The 12,967-nt window shown below is 73.3% G+C and carries 12 protein-coding genes; 8 read left to right on the top strand and 4 right to left on the bottom strand.

Annotation, left to right across the window (positions count from 1 at the left end):
* Positions 1 to 140: 140 nt before the first annotated feature.
* From ACYVOO_RS07535 to ACYVOO_RS07525, 3 genes are all read left to right on the top strand, one after another.
* A complete protein-coding gene (locus ACYVOO_RS07535) occupies positions 141 to 1,508 on the top strand; it encodes a helix-turn-helix domain-containing protein (protein ID WP_461014844.1) in 1,368 nt (455 codons plus the stop codon).
* 141 nt (positions 1,509 to 1,649) lie between these two features.
* Positions 1,650 to 3,173 carry an acetaldehyde dehydrogenase ExaC gene (exaC, locus tag ACYVOO_RS07530; protein WP_461014843.1) on the top strand — a complete coding sequence of 508 codons (1,524 nt, stop codon included), beginning with the start codon at positions 1,650 to 1,652 and terminating at the stop codon, positions 3,171 to 3,173.
* The gene (locus ACYVOO_RS07525; protein WP_461014842.1) at positions 3,173 to 3,622 is read left to right on the top strand and encodes a DUF779 domain-containing protein; all 450 of its coding nucleotides are present in this window, start codon (positions 3,173 to 3,175) and stop codon (positions 3,620 to 3,622) included. The genes exaC and ACYVOO_RS07525 overlap by 1 nt, the downstream gene beginning before the upstream one ends.
* On the opposite strand, the gene ACYVOO_RS07520 is transcribed toward ACYVOO_RS07525, so the two are convergent.
* Together ACYVOO_RS07520 and ACYVOO_RS07515 are read right to left on the bottom strand one after the other, a co-directional pair.
* Positions 3,619 to 4,449 carry an MOSC domain-containing protein gene (locus tag ACYVOO_RS07520; protein ID WP_461014841.1) on the bottom strand — a complete coding sequence of 277 codons (831 nt, stop codon included), beginning with the start codon at positions 4,447 to 4,449 and terminating at the stop codon, positions 3,619 to 3,621. The two genes, ACYVOO_RS07525 and ACYVOO_RS07520, sit on opposite strands and share 4 nt — an antisense overlap.
* 78 nt (positions 4,450 to 4,527) lie before the next feature.
* On the bottom strand, positions 4,528 to 5,058 hold the full coding sequence (locus ACYVOO_RS07515; protein ID WP_461014840.1) for a DUF6643 family protein: 531 nt from the start codon (positions 5,056 to 5,058) through the stop codon (positions 4,528 to 4,530).
* A 680-nt stretch (positions 5,059 to 5,738) separates the two neighbouring features.
* Here ACYVOO_RS07515 and ACYVOO_RS07510 point away from each other — a divergent pair.
* On the top strand, positions 5,739 to 7,055 hold the full coding sequence (locus ACYVOO_RS07510) for a TerD family protein (RefSeq protein WP_461014839.1): 1,317 nt from the start codon (positions 5,739 to 5,741) through the stop codon (positions 7,053 to 7,055).
* Positions 7,056 to 7,126: 71 nt separating this feature from the next.
* On the opposite strand, the gene ACYVOO_RS07505 is transcribed toward ACYVOO_RS07510, so the two are convergent.
* Complete coding sequence (locus tag ACYVOO_RS07505; protein WP_461014838.1) at positions 7,127 to 8,377, bottom strand: glycosyltransferase; 1,251 nt, start codon at positions 8,375 to 8,377, stop codon at positions 7,127 to 7,129.
* Positions 8,378 to 8,521: 144 nt separating this feature from the next.
* Between ACYVOO_RS07505 and ACYVOO_RS07500 the strand changes: the two genes are divergently transcribed.
* Both ACYVOO_RS07500 and ACYVOO_RS07495 read left to right on the top strand, forming a co-directional pair.
* Complete coding sequence (locus tag ACYVOO_RS07500) at positions 8,522 to 9,307, top strand: glutamate racemase (RefSeq protein ID WP_461014837.1); 786 nt, start codon at positions 8,522 to 8,524, stop codon at positions 9,305 to 9,307.
* Between the two features lie 115 nt (positions 9,308 to 9,422).
* Positions 9,423 to 9,971, top strand: a complete 549-nt coding sequence (locus ACYVOO_RS07495; RefSeq protein ID WP_461014836.1) for a hypothetical protein — start codon at positions 9,423 to 9,425, stop codon at positions 9,969 to 9,971.
* Between the two features lie 86 nt (positions 9,972 to 10,057).
* Here ACYVOO_RS07495 and ACYVOO_RS07490 read toward each other — a convergent pair whose 3' ends face one another.
* A complete protein-coding gene (locus tag ACYVOO_RS07490) occupies positions 10,058 to 11,086 on the bottom strand; it encodes an O-antigen ligase family protein (protein ID WP_461014835.1) in 1,029 nt (342 codons plus the stop codon).
* A gap of 204 nt (positions 11,087 to 11,290) precedes the next feature.
* Here ACYVOO_RS07490 and ACYVOO_RS07485 point away from each other — a divergent pair, with 204 nt between their 5' ends.
* Both ACYVOO_RS07485 and ACYVOO_RS07480 read left to right on the top strand, forming a co-directional pair.
* Positions 11,291 to 11,776 (top strand): NUDIX hydrolase, encoded by a 486-nt coding sequence (locus ACYVOO_RS07485; protein ID WP_461014834.1) that lies wholly within the window; start codon positions 11,291 to 11,293, stop codon positions 11,774 to 11,776.
* A gap of 169 nt (positions 11,777 to 11,945) precedes the next feature.
* Complete coding sequence (locus ACYVOO_RS07480; RefSeq protein ID WP_461014833.1) at positions 11,946 to 12,962, top strand: SMP-30/gluconolactonase/LRE family protein; 1,017 nt, start codon at positions 11,946 to 11,948, stop codon at positions 12,960 to 12,962.
* The last annotated feature ends 5 nt before the right edge of the window (positions 12,963 to 12,967 follow it).

Here is a 12,967-nt window from a genome sequence, read left to right as displayed (position 1 = left end):
AGGTGGTGAGGCTCGGCGGCGCCCGGCACCGGAGCCCGGAAGCACCCGCACGCTCCCCGCGCACCCCCACCTTGTTCACACCCCGTGATGACTCGGTGCAGAGCGTTGCCGACCGCCCTGCCCGGCGGCACGATGACAGGGTGCTGAATCCATGGCTGGCGCTGGAAACGGGGTCGGATCCCGCCGAGCGGACCGGAGAGGTGCTCCGTGCCCACGAGGCGTTTCTGACGGAGGGCGCCATCACCGCGCCCGTGCGGCACGTGGTCGCCGACTCCTGGCGCCGCAGTGCCGGAGCCGCCGTCGAGCCGGAGCGGCTGGCCCGCGTCGAACTCGCCGACGCCGATCTGGCCGCCTACCGCGAGGAGCACCCGCTCGCCCGGGTGATGCCGCTCTTCCGCGAGCTGCTCGGCACCATCGCCGACGACGGCGCCCACCTGCTCTCCGTCTGCGACGAGACGGGCCGCCTGCTGTGGGTCGAGGGCCACTCACAGGTGCTGCGCCGTGCCGAGCGCATGAACTTCGTGCCCGGCGCGCGCTGGGACGAGCGCTTCGTCGGCACCAACGCGCCCGGCACGGCACTGGCCGTCGACCACGCCGTGCAGATCTTCGCGGCCGAGCACTACAACCGCCTCGTCCAGTCCTGGACCTGCGCCGCCGCGCCCCTCCACGACCCGCGCACCCACCGCGTCATCGGCGCCGTCGACATCACGGGAGGCGACCACCTCGCTGCCCCGCAGAGCCTCGCCCTCGTCCAGGCCACGGCCCGCGCCGCCGAGGCCCACCTCGCCGAACTCGGCCCCGGCCCTGGACCCGGAGCCGGGCCAGGACCCGGTCGGCAGAGCCCGGACGTGCTCGAAGTCCTCGGCCGCGACGAGGCGGTGCTCCACGTCGGAGGCGGCCCCTCGCTGCGTCTCGGCCGCAGACACAGCGAGATCGTGCTGCTCCTGGCCGCACATCCCGACGGCTTCACCGGGGACCGGCTGAGCCTCGAACTGTACGGGGAGCGCGACGTCACGCCCGTCACCCTGCGCGCCGAACTCTCCCGGCTGCGGCAACTGCTCGGGCCGCTCCTCGAATCCCGCCCTTACCGGCTGCGCCGCCGCCTGACCACGGACTTCGACACCGTCACGGACGCGCTCGCCGCCGGTGACCTCGCGGGCGCGCTCGCCGCCTACCGCGGGCCACTGCTCCCGTCGTCCGAGGCGCCCGGCGCCGTCAGGCTGCGGCAGCTCCTGGAGGACCGGATGCGGCGCAGGCTGCTGGCGCGCAGGGATGCCTCGCTGCTGGAGACGTGGGTGCGCAGCCCGTGGGGCGAGGACGATCTGGAGGCGTGGGAGGCGCTGCTCGGCAGCCGTCTGGACGGCGATCCGCTGCGGCCGACCCTGGCCGCGCGGGTGGGCCAGTTGCGCCGCGCCTACGGGCTGGCCGAAACGGGCGAGCGCACTGGCGGACGCGAGGGGCGCGTTCCCGCGCGCCGCGCAACGTATCCGCAACGTCGCCTCTCTTAACGTCCCGCACAAGAGCCCGCCGGTGGCAGGGCGTCCACGGATCACCGATCGAGTCACGGATCACTGATCACTGATCACGGACGCGGGACGCCCCGCCGGACGTCAGCAGGCGGGCACATCGAGGCAGGGGAGGCCCGCACAATGAGCCGCTACGCCGCGCCCGGGACCGACGGCGCTCTCATGTCCTACCAGTCGCGATACGACCACTGGATCGGCGGCACCTACGTCGCCCCCAAGCAAGGGGGTTACTTCGAGAACCCCAGCCCCGTCAACGGCCGGAGCTTCACGGAGGTGGCCCGCGGCACGGCCGACGACGTGGAGCGCGCCATCGACGCGGCCCACGCGGCGGCCGGCCAGTGGGGCCGCACGCCCGCGGCGGAGCGCGCGCAGGTCCTCAACCGCATCGCGGACCGCATGGAGGAGAACCTCGAACAGCTCGCGGTCGCCGAGAGCTGGGAGAACGGCAAGCCCGTACGCGAGACGCTCGCCGCCGACATCCCGCTGGCCATCGACCACTTCCGGTACTTCGCCGGTGCCGTCAGGGCCCAGGAGGGCTCCCTCTCCGAGATCGACGAGGACACGGTCGCGTACCACTTCCACGAGCCGCTGGGCGTCGTCGCCCAGATCATCCCGTGGAACTTCCCGATCCTGATGGCCGTCTGGAAGCTGGCGCCCGCGCTCGCCGCGGGCAACGCCGTCGTCCTCAAGCCCGCCGAGCAGACCCCGGCCTCCGTCCACTACTGGATGAGCCTCGTCGCCGACCTGCTGCCGCCCGGCGTGGTCAACATCGTCAACGGCTTCGGCGCCGAGGCGGGCAAGCCGCTGGCCAGCAGCCCGCGTGTGGCCAAGGTCGCCTTCACGGGCGAGACCACGACGGGGCGGCTGATCATGCAGTACGCCTCGGAGAACCTGAAGCCCGTCACCCTGGAACTGGGCGGCAAGAGCCCCAACCTCTTCTTCGACGACGTCTCCGACGACAGCGACGACTTCTACGACAAGGCGCTGGAGGGCTTCACGATGTTCGCCCTCAACCAGGGCGAGGTCTGCACCTGTCCCTCCCGCGCCCTCATCCAGCAGGGCCACTACCGCGGCTTCCTGGAGGCGGGGACGGCCAGGACCGAGCGGATCGTCCAGGGGCACCCGCTCGACACCGAGACGATGGTGGGCGCGCAGGCGTCCAACGACCAGTTGGAGAAGATCCTCTCCTACCTGGACATCGGGCAGAAGGAAGGCGCCCGCGTGGTGACGGGAGGCGCCCGCGCGGAACTCGGCGGCGAGCTGGAGGGCGGCTACTACGTGCAGCCGACCATCCTCGAGGGCTCCAACCAGATGCGGGTCTTCCAGGAGGAGATCTTCGGCCCCGTCGTCTCCGTCACCCCCTTCACCGACTTCGCCGACGCCATCGCGACGGCCAACGACACGCTGTACGGCCTCGGCGCCGGCGTATGGACCCGCGACGGCAACACCGCCTACCGCGCCGGGCGCGCCATCCAGGCGGGCAGGGTGTGGACGAACTGCTACCACGCCTACCCCGCGCACGCGGCCTTCGGCGGCTACAAGCAGTCGGGCATCGGCCGCGAGAACCACAAGATGATGCTCGACCACTACCAGCAGACCAAGAACATCCTGACCAGCTACTCGCCCAAGAAGCTCGGGTTCTTCTGATGGAGGGCGCCGGGCACACGGCGGGCCAGGAGCAGAGTCAGGCGCGTACCGGGCAGGTGGAGCGCGTCGCGGTCACCGAGGCTGCGGCCGGGATGCTCCGCGAACTGACCGCCAAGCACGGGCCGCTGATGTTCCACCAGTCCGGCGGCTGCTGCGACGGAAGCTCCCCCATGTGCTACGAGCGCGGGGAGTTCCGCACCGGCGGCTCCGACGTCCTCCTCGGCGAGCTGTCGGTGGAGGGCGTGCCGGAACCGGTGCAGTTCTGGATGTCCGCCAGCCAGTACGCCTACTGGAGCCACACCCACCTCACCGTCGACCTGGTCCCCGGGCGGGGGAGCGGCTTCTCGCTGGAGGCGCCGGAAGGCTTCCGCTTCCTGATCCGCTCCCGGCTCCTGGACGAGAGCGGAACCGACGAGGAGGGGCCGCCGAACCAGGCAGGGCCTGCTTAGGCGAGCACCTCGAACGAGTCCCCGCTGCGCACCCTGCCCGTACGCTCGGGTATCAGATTCTGGCCGAATACCAGATGGTCACCGAAGCGACGGTGGCGGGCCAGGGTGCGCAGCGGCTCCTTGCCGCGCTCGGCCGTCGACTGGTCGGTGGTGGTCACCACGCAGCGCCCGCAGGGCTTCGCCACGCGGAAGGTGACCTCACCGACCCGGATCCTGCGCCACTCGTCCTCGGCCCAGGGCGGCGTGCCCTCGATGACGAGGCTGGGGCGGAAGCGGTTCATGGGCAGCGGGCCCTCGTCGGCGTGATCGCCCTGGGCGATCAGGGAGTTGAGCGCGTCGAGGGAGGAGACGGTGGTCAGCAGCAGGGGGAAGCCGTCGGCGAAGGAGACGGTCTCGCCCGGCTCGGCGTAGCGGGGATCGATCGGGCGCCGGTGCTCGGGCGCGTCCAGGTGCACGAGACGGACCTCGGTGTCCAGATACGCGGACAGCCACGCGCTCGCCGCTTCCGCGGCGGGCACCGCCTCGACCTTGCTGTGCCAGACCGCGACGACGGTGGTCCCCCGGCCGACGGGGGGAACGGCGACCTCCAGCGGTTCCATGCCCGGAGCCGTCAACCGCACGGCGCCGTCCGGCAGGGGCTCGGCCGAGGCGAGCGCGAGCCGGGGCTGCTCGCGCTGCGTCAGCAATTTGCGGCCGTCCGGCGTGGACAGGAGCCAGCGTCTGTCCTCGGCCAGCCCCCACGGCTCGACCGTCGCCCCGGCGGGTGCTGTGCCGCCGAGTGCCTTCACCGGGTAAACGTGCAGCGCTGCCAGCCTTGGTGACCTCATACAGTCATCCTGTCACCCGGCTCTGACAGTTGACCGAAAGCCCGGGACCCGGCGGACGGGGCCCGGTGAACGTGTGCGTCAGTAACCGCGTCCCTGATACTGGCCGGGGTACTGGCCGCCACCGCCGTACGGGTCCTCGTAGGGGCCCGGCATCTGACGGGGCGCTGCGGGGCGGGGTGCGCCGGGCCGCGGCGGGGCCACGGGGCGCATCTGCGGGTGCTGCTGGGGCTGTTGCTGCGGAGGCTGCTGCTGCCGGGGGTCCTGATAACCCCGCTGCGGAGGCGCCTGCTGCGGGATGTACGGCGCGGGAGCCTGCTGGAGCGGCGAAGGCTGCGGCACGGGCTGCTGCGGAACGGGCGCATAGCCCTGCGAGGGATAGCCGTGCGGAGGGGTGTGGTGCTGCGGCTGATGGCTCGGCCCCGAGGGGAGCGCGGGCAGTGCGGGCGGCAGCGCGGGCAGTGAGTTCCCCGCCTGATATTCCGCGGGCACCCTGATAGGAGCGATCTGCGGCGTGCCCCGCTCGGCGACGAGCATGTCGTAGATCGGTGTGTCCGGGTAGGAGGGTGCGGTGTAGTAGCCGCCGCCGTAGCTACTGCGGGGGGAGGTCATGTCCATAAGTTAAGCCCAAAATTTGCATCGACACTAGAGCGGTACGCAGGATCCCCCGTCTCACCTGCCTCGGTGCAGGTCAGAGCCGGTTTTCACCCCGTCCTCACCGCGTGCACCGGGGGTCACTTCCGGGGGTCCGGGCAGGGCGGACGCTGGCCCGACGCCGACTTCTGTGACGCATCGTCAGGCATGCGGACGGAACTCGCCCCACCGGCCCCAGGAGGGTGGATGCATACGAGAGGAGAAGCTGTCAGAAGCATAAGCCCATTGCAGGACACAGGGAACGATCCGAGTGCGCCCGTGTGTTCGGCTTCCGCGGCGTGGAATCCGGCGTGTGAACGGAGCCTGTACGCCGGGCACTCTTCGCCGGCCTTCCGACCGGCCTTCCGGCTGTGCTTCTCCTGTGCGCGGGGAAGTGCGCGCGGAGGGTCTTGGAATTCCGCGCTCTTCCATCCGCTGAGCTGGGGATTTCCGCAAATCCGGGAAATAGGGGCCGAGGGTGCGCCGGGGGCGGGTAAATGCCGTGTTCCTCGCCCGCGACGGCGGCGTGGAATACGTTGGGGGAGCGGCAACGCCGCACAGGGCCCACGGACCGGCGGGGTCCGAGCGGGACCGACCGGGGTCCGGCAGAGACCGGCGAAGACCGGGAAGAGCAGCGGAATGACCAGAGGGGGAGCGGAATGGGGAGTGGCATGACCATGAGCAAGGGCGCCAACGTGCCCGTCCCCGCGCCGTCGGTGCGGGTCGAACTGGGCTGGCGGAGCGGCCAGGGCACGCCGGACGTCGACGCGTCGGCCCTGCTGCTCACCGCGGGCAAGGTCAGATCGGACGACGACCTCGTCTTCTACAACCAGCCCCGGCACGCCAAGTCAGCCGTGCGCCACGAGGGCAAGCGCCCCGAAGGCGCCGCCGTGACGGACACGTTGGGCGTGGACCTGGGGGCCGTGGAGCCCGAGGTCGAGCAGATCGTGGTCGTCGCCTCGGCGGACGGCGGCACCTTCGGGCAGGTCGCCGGTCTGTACGTACGGGTGCTGGACGCGGCGGCGGGCACGGAACTGGCCCGCTTCGAGAGCGCCGATGCGACGGTGGAGACCGCCTTCGTGCTCGGTGAGCTGTACCGCAGGCAGGGCAACTGGAAGTTCCGCGCCGTCGGGCAGGGGTACGACAGCGGGCTGGCCGGGCTCGCCACGGACTACGGGATCACCGTCGACGAACCGGCGCCGGCCCCCGCGCCCGCTCCCGCGCCACCCCCGGCGCCCGCACCCTCGGCCCCCGCCGCCGCGCCCGTGCCGCCCGCGCCTCCCGCACAGGCCGCCGCGCCCGCACCATCCGCGCCCGCGCCGCAGGCCCCGGCGCCGGTACGCCTCAGCAAGGTCACGCTGACCAAGGAGGCGCCCACCGTCTCGCTGAGCAAGCAGGGCGGCACGTCGGGCGCGCTGCGCGTCAACCTCAACTGGGAGGTGCGCAAGCAGTTCAGCGGCTGGGGCCGCAAGCTGGGCAGGGCCATGGCGATGCACAACGATCTCGACCTCGACCTGTGCGCACTCTTCGAACTCGCCGACGGCCGCAAGGGCGTCGTCCAGGCGCTCGGCAACACCTTCGGTGCCCTGCACCAGCCGCCCTACATCCACCTCGACGGCGACGACCGCACGGGAGCCGTCTCCTCGGGCGAGAACCTCACCGTCAACCTGGACCACGCCAAGGATCTGCGCCGCGTCCTCATCTTCGTGACCATCTACGAGGGCGCCCGCAGCTTCGCCAACCTCAACGCGACGGTCACCCTCACCCCGCAGCACGGCGCCGCCGTCGACTTCTCGCTCGACGAGTGCACCGTCCCCTCCACGGTCTGCGCCCTCGCGCTGCTCACCAACCAGGGCGGCGATCTCGTCGTACAGCGCGAGGCCCGCTATCTGGTCCCCGACCGTGGCGTCAGCCCCCAGCGCACCGTGGACCAGGCGTACGGGTGGGGCATGCAGTGGGCGCCGGGCCGCAAGTGACGGGTGGGGCGTGACGCCCATGGTGTGACGGGGCGACGGCACCTCGCGGAGCGGCCCTCACGGGGAGCCGTTCACCGCGCGTCCTTCGTGTACGTGCGCCCCTTCCAGGCCGCGCCCCGCCCCTGGTAGTGCTGCCACGCCGAGTCCAGCGTCATCAGCGCGTAGAGCGCGGCGGTGAACGGGAGCGTCGGCGCGAGCAGGAGCGGCTGCCGGTAGTAGCGCAGCATCGGTACGTACGTGCCCGCCATCACCGCCCACGCGGCGGCTCCCGCCAGGGAACCGCTCAGCGCGGCGACCGGCGGCACGGCGTACAGGAGCACCAGCCCCGCGACGGTGCCCAGCAGCAGCGCGGGGTTGTGCCGCAGTTGCGCGTACGCGCTGCGCGCCACCATCCGCCACAGCTCGGACAGCCCCTCGTAGGGGCGCACGCTTTCCACCCCGTCCGCCAGCCCCAGCCAGATCCGCCCGCCCCCGGCGCGCTTGACGGCGCGCGCGAGCGTGACGTCGTCGATCACGGCGTGCCTGATGCTCTCCGGGACCCGCGCCCGTATGGCCGTCTCCGTCCGCAGCAGCACGCAGCCGCCGGCCGCCGCTGCCGTGCGCGAGTCGGGGCTGTTGACGCGGCGGAAGGGGTAGAGCTGCGCGAAGAAGTAGACGAAGGCGGGCACGATCAGCCGCTCCCACGGGCTGTGCACCCGTAGCCGCGCCATCTGGGAGACGAGGTCGAGACGGTGGGTGAGCGCCGCGCTCACCAACCGGCGCAGCGAGTCCGGGCCGTGGGCGATGTCCGCGTCCGTCAGCAGCAGGAACGCGGGGTCTGAGCGGGCGCGCGCGAGCGCGATCCCATGGCGTACGGCCCAGAGCTTGCCCGTCCAGCCGGGTTCGGGGTCGCCGGGTGTGTCCACGGTCAGCGGCAGCGCGTGCGGCGGTCCGTGTTCCGGCCCGTCCGGCCCGTCCGGGCGGTCCGGGTGGCTCTCGGCGAGGCGGCGGGCGAGGGCGCCGGTGCCGTCGGTGGAACCGTCGTCGACGAGGAAGACCTCCGCGTGACCGGGGTAGTCCTGCGCGAGGAGGGTGGGCAGGCTCAGCGGCAGCACCCGCGCCTCGTCCCGCGCGGGCACGACGACCGCGACCGAGGGCCATGACTCCGGTTCGCGAGGGGGACGGGGACGGGGCGGAAGACGGACGTCCGTACGCCAGAAGAACCCCTGGCACAGCAGCAGCCACAGCCAGGCGCCGAGCGAGACGAGGGCGGTCCAGGTAAGGGCGCTCACCCGGCGCAGTCTGCCGCACGGGCACGGCACACGGCGGGACGCGCGCGGCATCGCGCGGCATCGCGGGGGAGACGGTTCCGTGCGAGGGAGCCGCTTCAACGCCCCCGCCCCCGTACCCGTTCCCGGCCGTGGTCCGGGGCAGCGCGGGCGGTGGCGCCGCCGGTCCGTATGCCCGATCGATTAGAGTTGCTCCCCGTGAAGATCGCGTTGGTGGACTCCGGAATCGGCCTGCTGGCCGCCGCGGCGGCGGTGCGAAGGGCCCGCCCTGACGCAGGGCTCGTGCTCTCCTCCGACCCGGACGGGATGCCCTGGGGGCCCCGGACGGGTGAGGAGATCAGAGACCGCGCACTCGCCTGCGCCCGCGCGGCCACGGAGCACCGGCCCGACGCGCTGATCGTCGCCTGCAACACCGCCTCGGTGCACGCCCTGCCCGCGCTCCGCGCCGAGCTGGAGCCCGGCCTGCCCGTGATCGGGACCGTCCCCGCCGTGAAACCCGCCGCTGCGGGCGGCGGCACCGTCGCGGTCTGGGCCACCCCCGCGACCACGGGCAGCCCGTATCAGCGGCGCCTCATCTCCGAGTACGGGAACGGCGCGCAGATCACCGAGGTGCCCTGCCACGGGCTCGCCGACGCCGTCGAGCGTGCCGACGAGCAGGCCATCGACGCGGCCATCGACGCGGCGGCGGCGCTCACCCCGGCGGGCACCGGAACCGTCGTCCTGGGCTGCACCCACTACGAGCTGGTCGGCGAGCGCATCCGCAGCGCCGTCCGGACGCCGGGGGCGCCCCGGCCCGTCCTCTACGGCTCGGCCGGAGCCGTCGCCGCGCAGGCCCTGCGCCGCCTCGGCGAGAGCGCCGGCCCCGCGGCCGGTCCCTCCGGCGAGCTGACGGTCCTGCTCAGCGGCCGTACGGCGGCCCTGCCGGAGGCGGCCCGCACCTACGCGGAGGGCAGGCTGCTCGCGGCGGCGCCCGCCACCCCGTAGCGCGCCGGTCCGCGTCCCCCCGGGCCCGCGTCTCCCCGGGGGACTTCGCGGAGCGAACCGTTCCGGGCTGCGCGCAAACGCTGCCTTCCCGGGACGTTCGGCGTACCCTCCCCCTATGGGCGACCACTCCCGAGACGAAGCGCCCTCCGTCGAGGTCTGGACGGGGCGCGCGACCAATCACTTCCAGTGGCTGCTGGCCTCGCTGGGTGCCGGATGTCTGGCGCTCGGCATCGCGCTCGCCGTGGGCACCGCCTGGGACCACGACGTCGCACCGCTCCTCATGGCCGTCGTCGGCTGTGTGGCGGCCGGGCTGCTGGCGCTGTTCGGCACGCTCGCGTTCGTGAACGTGCGCGTGCGCGTCGACCACGAGGCCATGGAGGTGCGCTGCGGCCACGTGGGTCTGCCGCGCCGCCGCATCTCCCTCGGCGACGTCGTGGAGGTCGAGCTGGCACCGGTCGTGACTCCGCGCCACTGGGGCGGCTGGGGCTACAGATGGCGGCCCGAGCGGGGCACCGCCGTCGTCGTACGGCGCGGCGAGGGCGTCCTCGTCCGGCTCGGCGACGGCCGTACGTTCACGGTCACCGTGGACGACGCGGAGGCCGCCGTCCGCCACATCCGGGAGCGGATCGAGGCGATGGAGGGCCGGTTCAGGGCCCTGAACTGAGCCGATGTGCGCGGGTCCCGGACGGGGCCTCCGCCCGAGCGCCCGAGCCCGGCCGACGTGCTCAGGGGCCGGTGTGCTCAGGGCTCTCAGGGCTCCGAGCCCAGCCGACGCGCCCCCGCGATGCCCGCCAGCAGCGCGGCGCCCGCCGTGACCTGGGTGAAGCTCAGCACGTTGCCGACGCACGCGAGCGCCGCCAGTGCGGTCAGCGCCGTCCCGGCCGTCAGGACGACGGGCGTCGGCCGCGGCGAGGACCACAGGGCCAGCATCAGCCAGCCGAAGGCGGCGGCGAGGAGCGCGAGCCCCGGTACGCCCTGCTCGGCGAGCATCTGGAGGGGAGCGGAGTGCGGCTTGCCGTCGGACTCGGCGGCCTGCTGCGCCACCTGGCTCAGCTCGCCGAACGTGTCCGGTCCCGTGCCCAGCAGGGGCCGCTCCCCGGCCAGCGCCAGCGCGTCCTGCCAGAGCCCCACCCGGTGCTCGGTGAGCTGCCCCTCAAGCGCCGCCGAGAGCCCTTCGGGCACGGAGCCCCGCGCGACGGCCCAGGTCAGACCGACGGCGGCCCCCGCCGCCAGGGCCAGTCCCGTCAGGCCCACGGCCCGCCGCCGCATCCGGTCGGCGGCCAGCGAGCACAGCAGGACGCCGACGGCCGCGCCGAACCCCGCGAGCGCCCCCGTCACCAGCGCCGAGGCCGCGATCCCCGCGGCGACCAGGCGCAGCGCCAGCCGCGTCCCCCGCGACGGGGTCGCCCAGGCGGCGCAGCAGGCGGCCCCCACGGCGAGGACCAGCAGCGCGGCCGACGCGCCCGTGCGCCCGGGAGGGCCCGAGGGCTCGGCCGCGCCGGGCAGCGCCTGCGGGGTGGCCAGGGCGAGGGAGAGCCCCGCGAGGGCCGCCATCGCCGGGGCGCCGACGGGCAGCAGCGAACCGGAGATCCGGCCGCCCGCGTATCCGGCGCCGACGGCGAGCACCGCGAGCAGCAGCCCTTCGGGGCGCGCGTCGCGCCCGGCGGCCGTGATCAGGGCCCAGGCCGCGCAGCAGCCCAGTACGAGCACTCCCGAGACATCCGGGACGCTGCCGCCCCGCTCCCGCGCGGCGGGCGGTCCGAGCGCCGGTGACACCATCGCCTAACCCCCCCGTACCCGTCTCCGACCCCGTGCCCGAACGGTGCGCGGCGCGGTCGCGGCTTCGGGAGTCACCGTAATGGGTGTGGTGGTCGGATGTGGACGTCTTGCGCGGGATCTATGCGCGGTTGTGGAGGCGGAGAGCGGGCGGGGGCCGGGCAGGGGCCAGGTGGCTGGCCGGAGTGGCGACGTAGAGTCGGCGGCATGGCGACACCAGACTTCATCCGCGAGATCCGGGCCACGGCCGGGCACCAGCTCCTCTACCTCCCCGGCGTCAGCGCCGTCGTCTTCGACGACGAGGGCCGGGTGCTGCTCGGCAGGCGCGCGGACACCGGCGACTGGTCGATCATCGGCGGCATCCCCGACCCGGGCGAGCAGCCCGCTGACGCCGTGGTGCGCGAGGTCGAGGAGGAGACGGCGGTGCGCTGCGCGCCGGAACGCGTCGTCCTCGTCCAGGCGATGAACCGTCCCGTCACGTATCCCAACGGCGACACCTGCCAGTTCATGGACATCTGCTTCCGCTGCCGGGCCACGGGCGGCGAGCCGAGGGTGAACGACGACGAGTCGCTGGAGGTCGGCTGGTTCGGCCTGGACGAGCTGCCGCCGTTGCAGGAGTTCGCCACCTTCCGCATCAAGCAGGCCGCGCAGGAGGAGGGGCCCACCTGGTTCGAGGGCATGCCGCGGCGCTGAGGGTGAGCCGCTGGAGCCGTCGGCACCGTGGTGGCGTGCGGGGGCGGGGGAACTCCGGAGGGCGGTGGTCCGTTACGTACGGCCGGGGCTCGCTGCCGACAAGGGGCGGGCCCGCCGCGTCAGTGCGTGCACAGGTCCCGTTCCCCTTCCGTCACGGAGGTCCTGCACCATGACCCTTCCCTCGTTATCCCCTTCTCCCTCTTCTCCCTCTTCCTCCTCACCCCGGCTGTCCCGCCGGGCGCTTCTCGGCGGCACCGCCGCCACCGCGCTCGCCATCGGCTCCGGCAGCGCTGCTGCCGCGTCGGCCGTCCCGGCCTCCCGGCCCGACGCGTGGCCGACGCAGTTCCCGCTCCCCGACGGCTTCCTCCCCGAGGGCATCACCATCGGCTCGCGCCCGTACGCGTACATGGGCTCCCGCGCCAACGGCGCCGTCTACCGCACCGATCTGCGCACCGGCGAGGGCCGCGTCGTGCACGAGGGCGCCGAGGGCACCGTCTCCATCGGGCTCAAGCTCGACGAGGACGGCCTGCTCTACGTCGCCGGAGGCGGCGGCGGGACGGCGCGGATCATCGACTCCCGCTCAGGGCGCGTCGTATGGACGTACCAGCTCACGGAGGCGACGGGCCACTTCGTCAATGACGTCGTCCTGCTCCGTGACCGCGCCTGGTTCACCGACTCGCGCGACGCGACGCTCCACAGCGTGCCGCGCGGCCGTCAAGGAGAGGCCGAGCGGCTGCCGCTGACCGGCGAATGGGAGCAGACGCCCGACGCGATCAGCGCCAACGGGCTCGTCGGCACCCCGGACGGCAAGGGCCTGATCGTCGTCAGCAGCACGCTCGGCAGGCTCTACCACGTGGACCTGAGAACCGGTCACGCCACCGGGGTCGCCCTGCGTGGCGCCGCCGACGTGCTCAACGGGGACGGTCTCGTCCGCGTCGGCCACACCCTGTACGTCGTGCAGAACCGGCTGAACCTCGTCAGCGTGTGGCGGCTCGACCGCTCGCTGCGCTCCGCCACCCTGCTCGGCTCGATCACCGACCCGCGCTTCGACGTTCCCGCGACGGCCGCCCGCTGGCGCGACCGGCTCTACCTCGTCAACGCCCGCTTCACCTCGCCGCAGGAGCCCGATACGACGTTCACCGGCGTCGCCGTCCCGCTCGGGAAGGACGGCCTCCGCGCGACGTGAGAACG

This window comes from Streptomyces daliensis (genome assembly GCF_054782395.1).
This window is presented reverse-complemented; position numbering and strand designations above follow the sequence as displayed.